Here is a 14,428-nt window from a genome sequence, read left to right as displayed (position 1 = left end):
TCACTCCGCGGCCAATTGCACCGAGGTCTGAGAGCGCTCAAGCCAGTTCGCATACCAATCAACGAATTGGGTCACACCGCCTTCCTGAACCAGCGAATACGGTCCGGGAACATAGGCGGGCGAGCAGATTCCTCGCTGGTTGGTTTCAATGATCTCGCGGTCTTCATCATTGGTAGAAATCCAGACCTCGGTCAGGCGCTTGAAGTCGTAGTCAACCCCCTCGACGGCTTCCTTGTTCACGAGCCAGGTGGTGGTGACCTCCGTTTCCATGGCGCTGATCGGCGTGACTCGGAAGGTCAAGGAGTGATCCGGCAGGAAGTGGTTCCAGGTCGTTGGATAATGGAACATCAACAGCGAGCCTGCTTCGGGCAGAGCCACCCGACCAAGATTCTTATGAACGGCGGCCTTGCCGTCGAGCGTGTAACTCACGGCCTTTTCCTGTAGCGGCATCCGCGCCAGGCGAAACTGGCCGCTGCCACCAAGGCGAAACTGCGCAGGCGCGCCTGAGGCTTCGCATCGGTCAAAATGCGCCTGAAGCGTCGCCGAGACCGATCCGTCGGCAGACACGCCCGCCACTTCCGGGTCGAGCGAGAAGGAGCGGCAGAGCGACGGGTGGTTGCTGCTGCAGTGGTAGCATTCGCGGTTGTTCTCCCAAACGAGCTTCCAGTTGGCCTTCTCGATGATGGTCGACGTATGCGCGACCTTTGCATTGTTGAGGTCATGGACCTCAAGGTAGGGAAGGGACAGGTCGGCAAACGGTTCGAAGTCTGGGGGTGTATCGGACAGACAGACGTAGATCAGGCCGGCTAGATTGCGCAGATGGACCGGCTTCAGGCCGTGTCTGGACATGTCGAAGCCGGGTCCCATGTCATTGGCCCAGATCAGCTTGCCGTCAAGTTCATAGGTCCACTGGTGATAGGGGCAGACGAGTTTGGCCACCTGGCCTTCGCGCGCCTTGCAAATCATCGAGCCGCGATGGCGGCAGGAATTGTGGAAGGCCCGGATTTCACCATCGCGGGCGCGCACGATGACCACCTCATAGGCACCCACGCGCATCGTCACGTAGCTGCCAGTTTTCGCAAGTTGGCACGCCGGGGCCGCGTAGAGCCATTCCTGGTAGAAGATGTGCTCGAGATCGAGCTGGTAAATCGCCGGCGATGTGTAAAACGGCTGCTCAAGGGCATAGCCCGAGACGCGGCGGGCTAGCAGCTCTTGGATGGAGGGCGAGGCGGCGTTCATGCGGAAATTCCATAGGTGACGTGCATTTTGAGTTGAAATTTTCTTATCTCAAAATCTTTTATGCAACGGCATTTATTTTCATCACGATTTACTTCAGCTAACCTCTTGCGTGCCGCGGGCGCTCACATAAAACGGAAAGCATCTCCGAAAAGCCGCGTGATGCCAAGACCATATGGTCACCTTCCTGGCAACCGCTCATCTGCTTTGAGGTGGCGCCTGAAATGCGGGTTTACAAAATGCCGCTGAGGACCTGAACGTGGTGTCCACGGTTTTCAGCCGCCAGATCAAGGCCGCTATCGCGAATGGAACCAAGTCGACTGCGAGCTTCCGTGAGCCGATATTGACCCTCAGTTCGGTTTCTCGGGTCCCCTGGACTTGTGAATTGTCGCGCCTGAGCCGCGCGGCGCGTCTTCAGGCACGCCTTCATGCGCGGCGTGCTCCTTGTCGAACTTGATCACCGGCTCCATCTTGGCCAGCACGTCGTCGGCCAGCCAGCACAGGCTCATATGGCCATCGCCGAGATGCTTCACCGGCGGCACCTTGGTCTCGCACAAATTGTCGGGCACCAGTTTCTTGTAGCCGCAGCGCGTCTGGAACGGACAGCCCGATGGCGGGTTCATCGCCGACGGGATATCGCCCTCGAGCACGATGTGCCGTTTGACCACGCTGGTATCGGCGATCGGGATCGCCGACAGCAGCGCCTCGGTATAGGGGTGGTAGGGCGGCGCGAAGATCTGGTCGGTCGTGCCCTGCTCGACGATATAGCCGAGATACATGACGACGACGCGGTCGGCGATGTAGCGCACCACCGACAGATCGTGGCTGATGAACAGCATCGTCGTCTTGTTCTTGCGCTGGATGTCCATCAGCAGTTCGGTCACCGCCGCCTGCACCGACACATCGAGCGCCGATACCGGCTCGTCGGCCACCACCACCTTGGCGTCGCCGGCAAAGGCGCGCGCCACGCCGATGCGTTGCTTCTGGCCGCCCGAGAGCTGGCGCGGCTTGCGGGTCTCGAAGGCGCGGGGCAGCTTCACCAGGTCGAGCAGTTCCAGCATCCGCTTGCGCCGCTCGGCGACATTGTTGCCGACATTGAATTTTTCCAGCGTGCGGATGATCTGGGAGCCGACGGAATGGCTGGGATTGAGCGTGTCGAACGGGTTCTGGAACACCATCTGGATCGACGACACCGTATCGACGCTGCGCTTCTCGATGCCGGTTGACTGGATCTCCTTGTTGCCGAGCGTCACGGTGCCGGAACTTGCCGTCTCCAGCCCGAGCAGCACCTTGGCCAGCGTTGATTTTCCGCAACCGGACTCGCCCACGATGGCGACGGTCTCGGATTCGCGCGCCATGAACGAGATCGTCTCATTGGCCTTGACGACGCGGCCCTCGCTGGAGCCGAAGACTTCGCTGCCGCCGACCTTGTAGTATTTCCTGAGGTCTTCGATCTTGAGCACCGGCGCGCCGGGCACGACCCGCTCGTTGACCTTCTTGGCACCGGGCGGCAGCGCTTCCCAATCGATCTCGTTGAAGCGCACGCAGCGCGAAAAATGGCCTTCATGTCCCGCGACTTCGATCATCGGGATTTCGGCGGCGTTGCAGACCCCCTCGACGAAATGGTGGCAGCGCGGACCGAAATTGCAGCCCTTGGGCCGCTCATGCGGCAGCGGCAATTGCCCGGGAATGGAGATCAGCGGCCGTGAGTTCTTGTCGGCGCCCGGCAGCGGGATCGAGCGGAACAAGCCCTGCGTATAGGGATGGCGCATCCGGTCGAAGACGTCCTTGATCTTGCCGGTCTCCACCGCTTCGCCCGAATACATCACCGTGATGCGGTCGCAGGTCTCCAGGATCAGGCCGAGATTGTGCGACACGAAGATCATCGACGTGCCGAACTTCTCGCCGAGCCCCTTGACCAGGTCGACGATGCCGGCCTCCACCGTCACGTCCAGCGCCGTCGTCGGCTCGTCGAGCAAAAGCAGCGCCGGCTTCGACAGCAGTGCCATGGCGATGACGATGCGCTGCTGCTGGCCGCCGGAAAGCTGATGCGGGTAGGAACGCATCATGCGCTCGGGATCGGGCAGCTTGACCGAGCGCACCATGTCCAGCGCGCGTTTGTACGCCTCTTCCTTCGACACCTTGTCGTGGATCAGCGGCACTTCCATCAATTGCTGGCCGACCTTCATCGCCGGATTGAGGCTCGCCATCGGCTCCTGGTAGATCATGGCGATCTTGTTGCCGCGGATGGCGCGCAGCTCCTCATCGGAAAGCTCGCCCATGTCCTTGCCCTGGAACTTGATCTTGCCGCCGACGATCTTTCCGATGTTGGAGAGGTCGCGCATGATGCCGAGCGACACGGTCGACTTGCCGCAACCGGATTCACCGACAATGCCCATAGCCTCGCCCGGCATGACCGTGCAGGAAAAATCCATGACCGCCGGTATCTCGCCCTTGCGGGTGAAGAAGGAGATCGACAGGTTTTCGATCTCGATGATCGGCGCAGCGGTTGGCCCAGGGGTCGGCTTGCCGGGATTTCGAACTGCCTCATTCATGGGTCGCTCCAATCCAATTTCTTTCAGGCGCGTCGGGCCGAAACCCGCGGATCAGTCTTTCATCGATTGTTCGCGCAACGAGTCGGCGAGCAGGTTCAAGCCGAGCACGAACGACATCAGCGCGATCGTCGGCGGCAGCGCCGGATGGATGAAGGAGCGCAGCAGCCGGCTGGCGTCCTTGATCGCGGTGCCCCAGTCCGGGCTCTCCGGCGCCAGCCCCAGTCCGAAATAGCCGAGCGTGCCGAGCAGGATGGTGGTGTAGCCGATGCGCAGGCAGGCATCGACGATCAGCGGTCCGCGCGCATTGGGCAGGATTTCCCACAGCATGATGTACCAGGGCGATTCACCGCGCGTCTGCGCCGCCGCCACATAGTCGCGGGTCTTGATGTCCATGACCAGGCCACGCACGATGCGGAACACGCCGGGGCTGGAGGCAAACACCACCGCGACGAAGATGTTGAGCTGGTTGGGATCGATGTGGATGATCTTGAACGGATCGGCATCGAAGACCAGGCCGAGGTAGACCCAGCCGCCGATGATCAGCGTCAGCCCGAGAAGGATGTAGAGCCGGTCGGGCCGGTTCTTGTAGCGCGTCCAGAACAGCACGCTGAAGAAGATGATCGGGAACATGAAGAACAGCCCGGCCATGCCGTAGGGGATCGGCGTGTCCATGATACCCGGCGTCACCAGCAGGTAGAACAGCAGGATCACCGGGAAGGCCAGCACCAGGTTGGCGAGGAACGACAGCACGGTGTCGATCTTGCCGCCATAGTAGCCGGCCGGCAGGCCGAGCGTGATGCCAACCATCAGCGCAAACCCCGTCGCCGCCGGCGCGATGATCAGCACGATCTGGCTGCCATAGACCATGCGCGAAAACACGTCACGCGCCAGCTTGTCGCCGCCGAACAGATAGGTCAGTCCCGATTGCGGTTCGACGGCGCCCGGCAGCACGTCCTTCATGATGGGGACCTGGGCCAGCGGATCGAAGGGCGAGATGGTCGCGGCGAAGATCGCCGTGAACAGCCAGAACAGGCAGATGCCGACGCCGACGATGCCGACACCGCTGTCGAACAGCTGGCCGTAGAGCGCCAGCTTCTTCTTGTAGACGAAGCTCGCCCCCATGACGATGAGAAGCGCGATCCAGACCGGCCAGAAGCGCGACAGCACTTCGAGGACGACGGTGAAGCCACTGATATATTGAACCGGCATCCGCTTCGCCCCCTACTGAACTCTGATACGCGGATTGAGAAACGCGTAGCCAACATCGGAAATGAGCTGCGTGATCAAGACGATGAACACCGAGACCAGCGAGCAGCCGAGCAAAAGGTCGATGTCGTTGTTGCCGGCCGCCTCGACCAGCGTGTAGCCAAAGCCCTGGTAGCGGAACATCACCTCGACGATGACGACGCCGGTGAGCAGCCAGGGGAATTGCAGCATGATGACGGTGAAGGGCGCGATCAGCGCATTGCGCAAAGCATGTTTGACCACCACGCTGCCGAAGGAGAGGCCCTTCAGGCGGGCGGTGCGGATATATTGCTGCGTCATCACCTCGACCATCGAGGCACGCGTCATGCGGGCGATGTAGCCGATGCCGTAGATCGCCAGCGTCATCACCGGCAGCGTGAAATTGTAGAAGGTGATGCCCTGGCTTGCCGAGGCAGCCGAGCCGTTCAGCCAACCGAGCCACGAGGCGAAGATGACCGTGAAGATGACGCCCGACACATATTCAGGCGTCGCCGTCGAGGCGATCGAGGCAACGGATAGCGTCCGGTCCGTTCGCGAGCCCTCGCGCATGCCGGCAAGGATGCCGATCAAGAGCGAGATCGGGACCATGACCAGCAGCACGCAGAGCATCAGGATGCCGGTGGCGCCGAGTGCGGGAAACAGCTTCGACGCAACGTTGGTCTTGAACTTGGTCGAGCAGCCGAAATCACCTTCCAGGATGCCGGAAAATTTCGGCTCCAGCGGGTCATTGCAGAAGGAAAAACGCTGCGTCGGCTTGCCGGTCGCCGGATCGGTCACCGGCTGCTTGGGCAGGACGCCCAGCCACTGGCCATAGCGGACGAAGAAGTTCTGCCGGTAGCCATGGTTGACCAGCCAGCTTTCGAGCTGGTCGGCGGAGGTATGCATCTCGGTCTGGCTGATCGCCAGCTTCTTCAAATTCGGTTCGAGATTGATTAGGAAGAAGACGATCATCGTCAGGCACAGCATCGTCAATGCCATGGTGCCAAGACGCCTGATAACGAAGGAAAGCATGGCGGCCCCCTGCCGACGGGTTGGGGTTGAAGCCTGCTGGAAACCGCCTCCGCAACAACGGCAAGGCTAGCTGTCAAGAAGACCTTCGGATGCGATCATCGAGTAACTCGCTTGCTCAAAGGATCGTTCTTCTCGCCCGGACCAAGCAGAAGTTCGCTAACATGGAACCGCGATAGTAGGCATCGCAAAAAAGTAACCTGCCGATTGACTTTTTTTCGAGCAAACTTTTGCCTCCCACTTGCAGGATCGCCGTTGGATCGCTTGCCAGTCCGACTGAGGGAAATTCATGCACCTCGGGACGGAAACTTTTCAGCACCGCAAGTCAGCCTCTCGGCATCATAGCCAGCAATAGCCACGATAGAGCCGCACATTCGCTCGCTTCAATAGTCTTTCCGAATGTCCGCCTGACTGCTCAACCGCAAACTTCTCGAGGTGGGCGGACGTGCAAGCGCGACGGACAATCCGAACCGCACCAAGATTGATATGTTGTCAGGAGCCGAGTGCCTTTTAGTCAACGCGGGCGTGAGTTTTTTGCAGTAGGGCAATCGCCGCACATTCAGCAATAGTCCGGCACTGAGCGGCTCACGCGCCGGCTTCTTTCTTCTCCGTGTGTCGAGGACACTACGAGAGGAATTGAGAACGTCAAACTGGGGGATTGAAAAATGAGCTTTTTTCGAAGCAGTGGCGATCGCGTGCCGAGCGCTATCGAGGCGATGGCGCAAGAGGCACGTGCGGGTCGCATGGACCGGCGCGAGTTCCTGGCGCTGGCAAGCGCCTTCGGCGCATCGACTGCGCTTGCCTATGGCATGATCGGCCTTGCGGTGCCGGATCGGGCCCTGGCCGAAGAGCCGAAGAAAGGCGGAACGCTGCGCGTCTCGATGTCGGTGAAGGGGCAGAAGGATCCGCGCACTTACGATTGGGTGGAGCTCGCCAACATCTCGCGCTGCTGGCTGGAGCCTCTGGTCCGCTACACCAGACAATTCACCTTCGAGCCGGTCCTGCTCGAAAGCTGGGATATCAACGACGACGCCACCGAATACACGCTGCATCTGCGCAAGGGTATCACCTGGAACAACGGCGATGCTTTCAACGCCGATGACGTCGTTCAAAATCTGACGCGCTGGTGCGAGAAGAATGTCGCCGGCAATTCCATGGCCGCACGCGTCGGCGCGCTGATCGATGCAAAGACCGGCAAAGCCAGGGATGGCGCGATCACCAAGGTCGACGACAACACGGTCAGGTTGAAGCTGAGCGAACCCGACATCTCGCTGATCCCGAACTTCACCGACTATCCGGCCCTGGTGGTCCATCGCAACTTCGATGCCGACGGTGCCGATCCGATCAAGAAGCCGATCGGCACGGGACCGTTTGAACTGGTCTCCTACGATGTCGGCCAGAAGGCGGTCGTCAAGCGCCGTGAGAATGGCAAATGGTGGGGCGGTGAAGCGCCGCTCGACGGCGTCGAGTTCATCGACTACGGCACCGACTTCAACGCCTCGATCAATGCATTCGACTCTGGCGAGATCGATCTCAATTTCGAGACACCGGCCGACTTCATCGACATACTCGACAAGATGGATCTGGTGAAAACAGAGGTGGCGACGGCGACCACGCTGGTTGCCCGCACCAACATCACCCACAAGCCTTATGACGACCAACGGGTCCGAAACGCCCTGCAAATGGCCGTCGACAACAATGCCGTGCTCGAACTCGGCTATGCCGGGCGAGGCACCGTCGGCGAGAACCACCACGTCGCCCCGATCCACCCGGAATATTATCCCCTGCCAAAGAAGACACGCGACGCCGCCGGCGCCAAGAAGCTGATGGCCGACGCCGGACAGGCAGACTTCGAGCATGAACTGATTACCGTCGAGGACGATTGGCAAAAGAACACCGGCGACGCGATCGCCGGTCAGTTGCGCGATGCCGGAATCAAGGTGAAGCGCACGGTGCTGCCGGGTTCGACCTTCTGGAACGACTGGACGAAATATCCCTATTCGATGACGATCTGGTACATGCGCCCGCTCGGCGTTCAGGTGCTGGCGCTCGGCTATCGCACTGGCGAAGCCTGGAATGAATCGGCGTACTCGAATCCGGATTTCGACGCCAAGCTCAAGCAAGCTCTCTCGCTCGTCGACGTGGAGAAGCGCCGCGAGGTGATGAAGGACGTCGAGCAGATCCTGCAGGATTCGGGCGTCATCATTCAGCCATTCTGGCAGAAGCTCTACAGCCACACGAACAAGAAGGTGAAGAACTACAGCATCCATCAAACCTTTGAGATGGATCTCCAGAACGTGTGGCTGGACGCATGAGTTAGCTCCCAAGCTGGCAATGACCCGCCGGCACCTGTTGCAGAAAACAGGTGCCGGCGGGCCGAGAGTGCGACAGCCCTCAAGCTGGATACCAGCTCTCGCCGCCCCCGCGAACAGTAGGCGAGGAACGAATGCTTCCTACCTACCCTTCGGCGACTCCCAGGTAACCTCTTCAGCGGGACTCGTCCCCAATCAGGCAGCAGGAGGCCTCGGTGAAGAGCGGAAAGAACGGTCTTTACGACAATCTGAAGCGTCAGATTCTGACGATGGACCTCGATCCTGATCCGGACCTGGACGAGGCGAGCTTGAGCGCACGCTACGGCCTCTCCCGAACACCGGTTCGCGAGATTTTTCGTTGGCTCGAGGTGAAGGCTATATCGATATCCGTCCCAACCGCGGCGCGCGCGTCATCCCCATGAACCATCAGATGCTCAGGCACTACTTCCTGGTCGCGCCGATGATCTATGCCGCGATCGGCCGCCTTGCGGTCTAGAACTTCAAGCCGAAGCAGCTTGCCGACCTCAAGGACACACAGGAACGGTTCCGCACGGCAAGCGTCACCGGCGACGTGCTCTCCATGGGGCTGGAATCGCTTCCGCGAGATCATCGGCGAGATGTCGGGCAACGCCTACCTGCAGCCGAGCCTTGGCCGACCTCTGATCGACCACGCCCGGATCGGCCACACCTTCTTCCGGCCGCGTACAGATGACATGCGCCGGTGACTGCCGCTCGCCTGCCGACCACGATGATGGCTTCATCGCTGCAATCGGCTCGCCCGACGAGGACACGGTCGTCGACCTTGTATTCGAACACCGGGTGTTGTCGCGCGAGAACATGGAAATGCTCATCGCCCCGGAAGGAATGAAGGCAGATGCGCTTGTCGAAACGCCTGCCGGATCGATGGAGAAATCGTCTTGAAGTTCGAAGGTATCTACACTCCAGCCAACACGCACCATTGGAACGGGCGCTATCAATGCAATAGCATTTGTTCTCATCCCGATTTCGTTCAGATAAGCTCTTGCGCTCCGCCCTCGCATGATACGGAAAACGGGTCCGAAGAGCTGTGATGCCAAGACCGTACGATCTCTCCTCGGTGACCGCTCTCATCTGCTTCGAGGCGGCCGCCCGAAATGCGAGTTTCAAAAACGCGGCCCAGGAATTGAACGTGACGCCGGCGGCGATCAGCCACCAGATCAAGGCGCTTGAGGGTGATTTGGGATGCAACCTGTTCCTGCGCATGAGCCGCGGTGTCGAATTGACTGAGAAGGGGGCGTTCTTGTTCGTTGCCGTGCAGCGCGGGCTTGAGACGATTTCCGACGCCGTAACGCACATGCGCGATCGCCCGGAAACCGCTGACGTGACCATCCGGACAACGACGGCCGTCAGTTCGCTATGGCTGACACCGAAAATCTCGGCCTTCTGGAAAAGCCATCCTACCGTGGCTGTCTCGCAGATCGTCAGCGACGTTCCCACAAAATCCGTCCGCTGCGACCTAAGTATTCAGTACGGAGATCCGAAGGAGAATCTCGAAGAGTGCCACAAACTTTTTCAAGATCGCATTGTCGCGCTCGGAACTCCAAGGTTCGCCGCCGAGCACGGCATTGGCCGAGTTGAGGATCTGCTCAATGCACCTTTGATTCATATGGATAACGAGGAAACCGACTGGACGAACTGGCCGGACTGGTTTCAAGCGCTTGGGCACACCATGCCAAAGGGCCGCAGGTTTTCCGTGAACAACTACATGATTGCCCTCCAAGCCGCTCAGGATGATATCGGGGCGGTATTGGGGTGGGATGAATTGGTCAAAAGCCTGATTGAACAAGGACGGCTGGTCACCCTTGTGCCCGAAAATATTCCATCACCCATGGCGTTTTATCTGAAAATCCAGCCCAGGGCAGGTTCGAAAGCGCGGCTTTTTGCGAGCTGGCTCACCAAGAGCTCTTGAGTGGCTGCTCTCTCGCTCGCGGACTTATTTTGGCGGCATCACACCACCGCGCTCGCTATGCCTTGGCTAAGTGGGCGTAGCTTGCTGCGAAACGCCCGAATTTGTGCTCGCCACAGGTCACCGGTTTATAGCGACACGGGTTGCTATTCGTGACGCAGGACGCCAGCGGTTCGATGATTGCATCGAAATCAGCATCGATAAAGAACGGGATCGAATACCGCTCCCGCCCAGTGGTGTTGATCACGCGGTGCATATTCGCCAGATAGAGATCATTGGTGAGCCGCTGGATCAGGTCGCCAATGTTGATGACGAAGGTGCCGTGGATGGGTGTGCCCTCTACCCAGTCGCCGTCGCGATTCATGACCTGCAGACCGCCGACGTCGTCCTGCGCCAGGATGGTCAGATTGCCATAGTCGGTGTGCGCACCGATACCGATGATGTTTTCCCCGACGTAGCCCCCTTGCGGAGGGTAGTGGAGAAGGCGCTGGATACTGATCGGGTTTTGCATCAGTTTCTCGAAATGATCTTCCTGCAAGTCCAGACTGAGCGCGATGCCCTTCAACAGCGTTTTCGCAAGGATGATCATTTTTTGATGGTATGCGTATGTCAGCTCGGAAAACTCGGGCAGGGTTGAGGGCCACTGGTTGGAGCCAAAAAACGGACCTTCCAGGGTCGAACGCTCAGGGCCGATATCAAAGCATTCTTTGAGGTCTTTCGTCTTGCCTGGATCGGTGTTTTCCCCGAATGGCTCGATGTATCCGCGCAGTGCGACATCTGATTTGCTTACGTGCAGCTCCATCTTCTGGGGCATGGGCAAATCAAAGAACCGGCGGCTCACATCGAACACCGAATCGACGAACTCCTGGGGGACCCCATGGTTCTTCACGTACATGAAGCCAGTGTTCGACAGCGCCCAACGTATCTGCTTGGCCACCGCCTGCTTGTTGCTGCCATCGAGAAGTGGGGCGATGTCGACCACCGGAATCTTGTCGAAGCTTTCGCGCTTCGCACGCAGCTTGTCGTCCAGTTTGGCAACGAGATCTACGGACATTGAGCACCTTGGTTTGATGGAGGAAGACCGGGCTGACCTTGGCCCATTCGGTCCGATCTCCTCAACTGCAATAATATTGCTTTCGGATTACTTCTAATAACCTGGTGTCACCTCGGAAGACCGCTGCCTATGCGACGTTGACGACAGGATCGCCGTGACATCCAAACGAGGAGCGCTTCGGTGCGGAAGAACTTTAGGTGCTTCGTTCCTGCGCAGCGATTTCTCGTATCCAGCTTCGCAGGATTTCGGCAGCGGGCGAAAGCGTGCGGTTATCGTTCCAGGTGAGATAATAGGCCCCTGGCGCCGGAAGCTCGAGTTCGGTCAGCCTGACCAGTTTACCGTCCTCGATCTGTGACTTCACGAGCCGATGCCAGCCCAGCGCCACGCCCTGGTCAGCCTGAGCCGCCTGCATGGCTACAAGGAATTTGCCGAATCGGCGGCCGCGGGTCGGACCATGAGGCACGGACGCACGACGCAATACCTCATCCCAGATCGCCCAGTTTGGATCAACCCAGTCAACATGCAGCAAGGGAAGGTCCGGCAAGGATGCTGCCGTCGCGTCTCGATGCGCTGTAGCAAACTCCACCCCGCAGACCGGATAGATGGTTTCGCTGAAAAGAAGCTCGGCATTCTCGTCAGGCCAGGAACCGAACCCGTATCGGATGCGCAACTCCACCTCGGCCCTTCGATAGTCACGCTGATTGTCGGAAATCAGATGATCGACTGCGATCTCGCCGTAGCGAGTCCAGAAATCAGGCATGCGCGGTATCAGCCACATTGTAGCAAAGGCGTCAGAACAGGCGAGGGTGACGTTCTTGGACCGATCGCCGCGCTTGACGGTGCGGACAATCTCAGCTGCGCGCGAAAAGCCGCTCGCAAGAACGCCATAAAGGTCCTCGCCGGCGCTCGTCAGCATCACCCCTGAGCCCAGCCTCACAAACAACTGCACGCCCAGTTCGTCCTCGACCGCCTTGACCTGCCTGCTGACCGCCCCGGGAGTCACATTCAGCTCTCCCGCCGCCAGTTTGAATGACAAGTGCCTGGCGGAAGCTTCGAACACGGCGAGAGCTGTCAGGGAGGGCAGGTCATAATATCGGCGAACCATTTTGGGCTCCAAACATTCGAAAACCGAGCGGCGCAGCGATTTCGGCAAAGACGTAGGCGAGACATTGTGATTGCTGCCATGCATACACCAGATCGCATCAGGCGAAAGCTGGCGCTGTCGGGACGCAGATATTTTCACCCGGCACATGCTGACCGTCGCAAATCAATAAAAGGTGAGAGTTCTGCAGGGGGACGTGGGAATGATTTTCGGGCCAGCTTTCAATGATGAGCTGCATTTCCCATAACGATGCCAATCGCATCAATCGTGATCGACGAGGCCAAGCCACGGACCTCCGCATATAAGTCAACACGCGCGTGAGACTTTTGCAGTAGGTCAAATGGGCGAGTTGCAGCAATAGTCGCGCGCGGTCCGGCAGCGGCCCGCGTTGTTGTACCTCTTGGAGGCTCGCATGACCGTTGACGCGCAACTCTCTCGAAGGGGAGGACGCGATGCGCGCCGGATTATTCGGACTGCGCCCAAGGTGGAGATGCTGCCGACACTCAAGCGCGGGCTACCTGTGGTCGAGCCCATGGATGCAGAGCAAGTAGAACGCATTCACCAGGCGTCCTTGGCAATCCTGGAAGATATCGGCGTTGTATTCCGCGACCCAATCGCTCTTGAGGACTGGAAGAGAGTAGGCGCCGACGTTCGCGGGGAGCGAGTCCATCTCGATCGCGGGCTGGTGATGGAGCTGATCAAAACCATCCCGCCCGATATTGAGTATTTCGCTCGAAACCCGGCGAAAAACGTGCAGCTGGGCGGCCCGAATTCGATCTTCGTGCCGATGACTGGCGCGCCTTACATGCGCGATCTTGACGACGTGCGTCGCGGCCCGACCATTGCGGACTTGGGGACCTTCCACAAGCTGGCGCACATGATGCCGGCGTTGCATTCATCGGCGCACCACATTGTCGAGCCGATGGATATCGTCGTTGCGCACCGACATCTGCACATCACCTATTCGTCGATGAAGCATTCCGACAAGATCTTCATGGGCATGACCACCTCCCCCAAGAATGCCGAGGACGTGCTCGACATGTGCGAGATTCTCTTTGGCAAAGGCTTCATGGAAACGCATGCGGTCACGACCGGCAACTGCAACGGCAATTCTCCGCTCGTGTGGGACCAGGTCATGCTCGGCGCCATGCGGGCATTCTGTCGCCGCAACCAGCCAGTACTGTGCTCGCCATTCGTGCTGGGCGGCGCGAACACACCCGCGTCGACGGCGGCTGCGGTGGCACAGCTCAATGCCGAGGCGCTGTCCGCACTCGCCTACACCCAAGTGATCCGCAAAGGCTGCCCGGCCATCTACGGGCATTACCTGTCGACGGTCTCCATGCAGTCCGGCGCCCCCATGGCCGGAACGCCCGAGATATCGCTGATGAACTTCATGATCGGCCAGATGGCGCGACGCTACAACGTCCCGTGGCGCACATCGAACCTGCTCGGCGGCGCCAAGATTTTCGATGCGCAGGCCGGCTACGAAAGCGCCATGACGATGATGGCGGTGCTGATGTCCGGCGCCAATTATATCTGGCACTCGGCGGGCTGGAACGAAGCCGGGATGCATTGTTCCATCGCGAAGTTCGTCGTCGATGCCGAGGTTTGTGCCATGGGTTATCGCATGACCCAAGGTATCCACTGGGATGATTTTGACGAGGCCTTGGCCGCCATTCGTGACGTCGGACCCGGCGGCCACTATCTTGGACACCCGCATACCCAGGCCAACTTCGAACGCGCATTTTTCATACCAAAGCTCTTCGATAACAATTCGATCGAGCAGTGGAAGGTCGACGGCTCCAAGGACATAAAGCAAAGGGCGCTCGACCATGCAAAGCACCTCCTGGGAGAGTATCAGGAGCCCAAGCTGGACCAGGCCAAAGATGAAGAACTGCGCGCCTATATCGATCGACGCTCGCGCGAAATCCCGGCGGTTGACGCGCTCAACGACGATTATTGAGCGTCGTC

At 59.4% G+C, this 14,428-nt stretch carries 9 protein-coding genes and 1 pseudogene; 4 read left to right on the top strand and 6 right to left on the bottom strand.

Annotated elements, in window-relative coordinates; translation table 11 throughout:
• The 4 genes from AC1D05_RS24800 to AC1D05_RS24785 form a co-directional block, all read right to left on the bottom strand.
• Window positions 1-1,239: an aromatic ring-hydroxylating oxygenase subunit alpha gene (locus tag AC1D05_RS24800; RefSeq protein ID WP_477444351.1), complete on the bottom strand. Its 1,239-nt coding sequence runs from the start codon at window positions 1,237-1,239 to the stop codon at window positions 1-3.
• A gap of 347 nt (window positions 1,240-1,586) precedes the next feature.
• Window positions 1,587-3,791: a dipeptide ABC transporter ATP-binding protein gene (locus AC1D05_RS24795; RefSeq protein ID WP_477444350.1), complete on the bottom strand. Its 2,205-nt coding sequence runs from the start codon at window positions 3,789-3,791 to the stop codon at window positions 1,587-1,589.
• A 51-nt stretch (window positions 3,792-3,842) separates the two neighbouring features.
• On the bottom strand, window positions 3,843-5,000 hold the full coding sequence (locus AC1D05_RS24790; protein ID WP_477444349.1) for an ABC transporter permease: 1,158 nt from the start codon (window positions 4,998-5,000) through the stop codon (window positions 3,843-3,845).
• A 12-nt stretch (window positions 5,001-5,012) separates the two neighbouring features.
• Window positions 5,013-6,047, bottom strand: coding sequence for an ABC transporter permease (locus AC1D05_RS24785; RefSeq protein ID WP_477444348.1), 1,035 nt, complete (start codon window positions 6,045-6,047; stop codon window positions 5,013-5,015).
• 662 nt (window positions 6,048-6,709) lie between these two features.
• Here AC1D05_RS24785 and AC1D05_RS24780 point away from each other — a divergent pair.
• The 3 genes and pseudogenes from AC1D05_RS24780 (at window position 6,710) to AC1D05_RS24770 (ending at window position 10,304) form a co-directional block, all read left to right on the top strand.
• On the top strand, window positions 6,710-8,359 hold the full coding sequence (locus tag AC1D05_RS24780) for an ABC transporter substrate-binding protein (protein WP_477444347.1): 1,650 nt from the start codon (window positions 6,710-6,712) through the stop codon (window positions 8,357-8,359).
• A 266-nt stretch (window positions 8,360-8,625) separates the two neighbouring features.
• A pseudogene (locus tag AC1D05_RS24775) lies at window positions 8,626-9,277 on the top strand (GntR family transcriptional regulator).
• Window positions 9,278-9,425: 148 nt separating this feature from the next.
• Entirely contained in the window at window positions 9,426-10,304 is an 879-nt protein-coding gene (locus AC1D05_RS24770) for a LysR substrate-binding domain-containing protein (protein ID WP_095774056.1), read from the top strand.
• A 55-nt stretch (window positions 10,305-10,359) separates the two neighbouring features.
• On the opposite strand, the gene AC1D05_RS24765 is transcribed toward AC1D05_RS24770, so the two are convergent.
• The gene (locus tag AC1D05_RS24765; protein WP_477444346.1) at window positions 10,360-11,355 is read right to left on the bottom strand and encodes an isopenicillin N synthase family dioxygenase; all 996 of its coding nucleotides are present in this window, start codon (window positions 11,353-11,355) and stop codon (window positions 10,360-10,362) included.
• 193 nt (window positions 11,356-11,548) lie between these two features.
• Window positions 11,549-12,460, bottom strand: a complete 912-nt coding sequence (locus AC1D05_RS24760; protein ID WP_477444345.1) for a LysR substrate-binding domain-containing protein — start codon at window positions 12,458-12,460, stop codon at window positions 11,549-11,551.
• A 409-nt stretch (window positions 12,461-12,869) separates the two neighbouring features.
• Here AC1D05_RS24760 and AC1D05_RS24755 point away from each other — a divergent pair, with 409 nt between their 5' ends.
• Window positions 12,870-14,420, top strand: a complete 1,551-nt coding sequence (locus AC1D05_RS24755; protein ID WP_477444344.1) for a trimethylamine methyltransferase family protein — start codon at window positions 12,870-12,872, stop codon at window positions 14,418-14,420.
• Window positions 14,421-14,428: the final 8 nt, after the last annotated feature.

This window comes from Mesorhizobium sp. P2_E9 (assembly GCF_056403815.1).
Note: the sequence above shows the minus strand (reverse complement) of the source record. Positions and strands in the feature narration are given on the sequence as shown.

Bases quoted from the DNA above. Each gene is read 5' to 3' on its own strand.
- AC1D05_RS24800 (WP_477444351.1), bottom strand. From the start codon at position 1,239: ATGAACGCCGCCTCGCCCTCCATCCAAGAGCTGCTAGCCCGCCGCGTC.
- AC1D05_RS24795 (WP_477444350.1), bottom strand. From the start codon at position 3,791: ATGAATGAGGCAGTTCGAAATCCCGGCAAGCCGACCCCTGGGCCAACC.
- AC1D05_RS24790 (WP_477444349.1), bottom strand. From the start codon at position 5,000: ATGCCGGTTCAATATATCAGTGGCTTCACCGTCGTCCTCGAAGTGCTG.
- AC1D05_RS24785 (WP_477444348.1), bottom strand. From the start codon at position 6,047: ATGCTTTCCTTCGTTATCAGGCGTCTTGGCACCATGGCATTGACGATG.
- AC1D05_RS24780 (WP_477444347.1), top strand. From the start codon at position 6,710: ATGAGCTTTTTTCGAAGCAGTGGCGATCGCGTGCCGAGCGCTATCGAG.
- AC1D05_RS24770 (WP_095774056.1), top strand. From the start codon at position 9,426: ATGCCAAGACCGTACGATCTCTCCTCGGTGACCGCTCTCATCTGCTTC.
- AC1D05_RS24765 (WP_477444346.1), bottom strand. From the start codon at position 11,355: ATGTCCGTAGATCTCGTTGCCAAACTGGACGACAAGCTGCGTGCGAAG.
- AC1D05_RS24760 (WP_477444345.1), bottom strand. From the start codon at position 12,460: ATGGTTCGCCGATATTATGACCTGCCCTCCCTGACAGCTCTCGCCGTG.
- AC1D05_RS24755 (WP_477444344.1), top strand. From the start codon at position 12,870: ATGACCGTTGACGCGCAACTCTCTCGAAGGGGAGGACGCGATGCGCGC.